General features: G+C 53.2%; 3 protein-coding genes and 1 pseudogene. All 4 read right to left on the reverse strand.

Going from position 1 to position 1,552, the window contains the following annotated elements; all coding sequences use genetic code 11:
• Window positions 1–127: pseudogene (gene rplD / locus ACQCLF_RS15915) on the reverse strand (50S ribosomal protein L4); the annotation flags it as partial.
• Between the two features lie 20 nt (window positions 128–147).
• Entirely contained in the window at window positions 148–792 is a 645-nt protein-coding gene (gene rplC / locus ACQCLF_RS15920) for a 50S ribosomal protein L3 (RefSeq protein ID WP_426989060.1), read from the reverse strand.
• 98 nt (window positions 793–890) lie between these two features.
• On the reverse strand, window positions 891–1,202 hold the full coding sequence (gene rpsJ / locus ACQCLF_RS15925) for a 30S ribosomal protein S10 (RefSeq protein WP_007644456.1): 312 nt from the start codon (window positions 1,200–1,202) through the stop codon (window positions 891–893).
• 277 nt (window positions 1,203–1,479) lie between these two features.
• Window positions 1,480–1,552, reverse strand: a 73-nt coding sequence (locus ACQCLF_RS15930) for a hypothetical protein (RefSeq protein WP_426988951.1), incomplete at its 5' end; no start/stop codon positions are given.

The following is a 1,552-nucleotide window of genomic DNA, read 5'->3' on the forward strand; positions in this document are numbered from 1 at the left end:
GGGCGCCCGCCAGGAACGCAACAACCGCCTGATGCACCAGGTCTTGATTAAACTCTCGACCAAATGCCACCTCAGATACATTGAGCGTACCGTTGGCGCCATCGGGTTTTACAATATTCAATTCCATGGTCGTTTCCCCTCGGACACTTAACCGTTACCGCGCGCTTTAACTGCGGGACGAACAATGACGTCGCCGCCCGGGGCTCCCGGAATGGCGCCCTTAACCAGCAGCAGGTTGCGCTCGGCATCGACGCGGACAACTTCCAGATTCTGAACAGTCACCTGCTCGGAACCCATGTGTCCTGACATCTTTTTGCCCTTAAAGACGCGACCCGGAGTCTGACATTGCCCGATAGAGCCGGGTGCACGGTGAGACAGGGAGTTGCCGTGGGTAGCATCTTGCGTGGAGAAGTTCCAGCGCTTAACGGTACCGGCAAAGCCTTTACCCTTGGAGGTGCCAGTCACATCAATCATCTGGCCCGATTCAAAAACGGACACTGTGATTTCAGAACCAACTTCGAAAGCTTCTTCTGTGTCATTGCGAAGCTCCCAGAGACCACGACCAGCTTCGGCATTTGCCTTGGCAAAGTGGCCCGCAGAGGGCTTGGTGACACGGGAGGCGCGACGAGACCCTACGGTAACCTGCACAGCAGAGTATCCGTCGGTTTCTACATTCTTCACCTGGGTGACGCGATTGGGGACTACCTCAATCACGGAGACAGGAATGGAAACACCATCATCGGTAAATATGCGAGTCATGCCGCTCTTGCGGCCGACAATACCAATCGTCATGTTGCTAACCTCTCAGTGTACGGGGCTTTTACCCGCTATGGCCGCCCATTTCAGAGCGTTACACAAACCCGGTCAAACCGGGATTAACATTTACTTTATTAGCCGAGACTAATTTGTACCTCTACGCCCGCAGCCAGATCCAGCTTCATCAGGGCGTCAACGGTTTTCTCAGTAGGCTCAACAATGTCCAGCAAACGCTTGTGTGTACGAATCTCGTACTGATCGCGCGCATCCTTGTTGACATGCGGGGAGATCAATACAGTGAAGCGCTCTTTGCGAGTCGGCAGCGGAATCGGGCCACGGACTTGTGCGCCTGTGCGCTTTGCGGTCTCAACAATTTCCTGGGTAGAGGCATCGATGAGCTTATGATCAAAGGCCTTCAGGCGAATCCGAATGCGTTGATTCTGCATGTGAACCAAACTCCAGTAATAAACTTTAAAGAACTATCCAAATTGGCGATGGCGCAAGCAAAAACTTGCTGGTGCCCTGCAAAATGGAGGCGCAATTCTAATGGGGCGCCACTGCCCTGTCAAGGGATGTCTGGCGATATTTCCAAAAGAGACTCAGAAAGACGCAGCCCCTTAGAAATCAGTGACTTATCTTCAAAATACGGCGCCAAAAACGCCCTAAAGATCAAGAGGTATAAAAAAAGGCCCCCAGAGGGGCCTTTCCATCAGTACAGCAGACTTACTCGATGATCTTGGAGACCACGCCAGCGCCTACCGTACGACCGCCTTCACGAACCGCGAAGCGCAGACCT

The sequence above is a fragment of the Marinimicrobium sp. ARAG 43.8 genome (assembly GCF_050113635.1).
GTDB lineage: Bacteria > Pseudomonadota > Gammaproteobacteria > Pseudomonadales > Cellvibrionaceae > Marinimicrobium.

What these genes read in the sequence shown, in the direction of transcription:
- rplC (WP_426989060.1), bottom strand. Translation starts at nt 792, where the DNA reads ATGACGATTGGTATTGTCGGCCGCAAGAGCGGCATGACTCGCATATTT.
- rpsJ (WP_007644456.1), bottom strand. Translation starts at nt 1,202, where the DNA reads ATGCAGAATCAACGCATTCGGATTCGCCTGAAGGCCTTTGATCATAAG.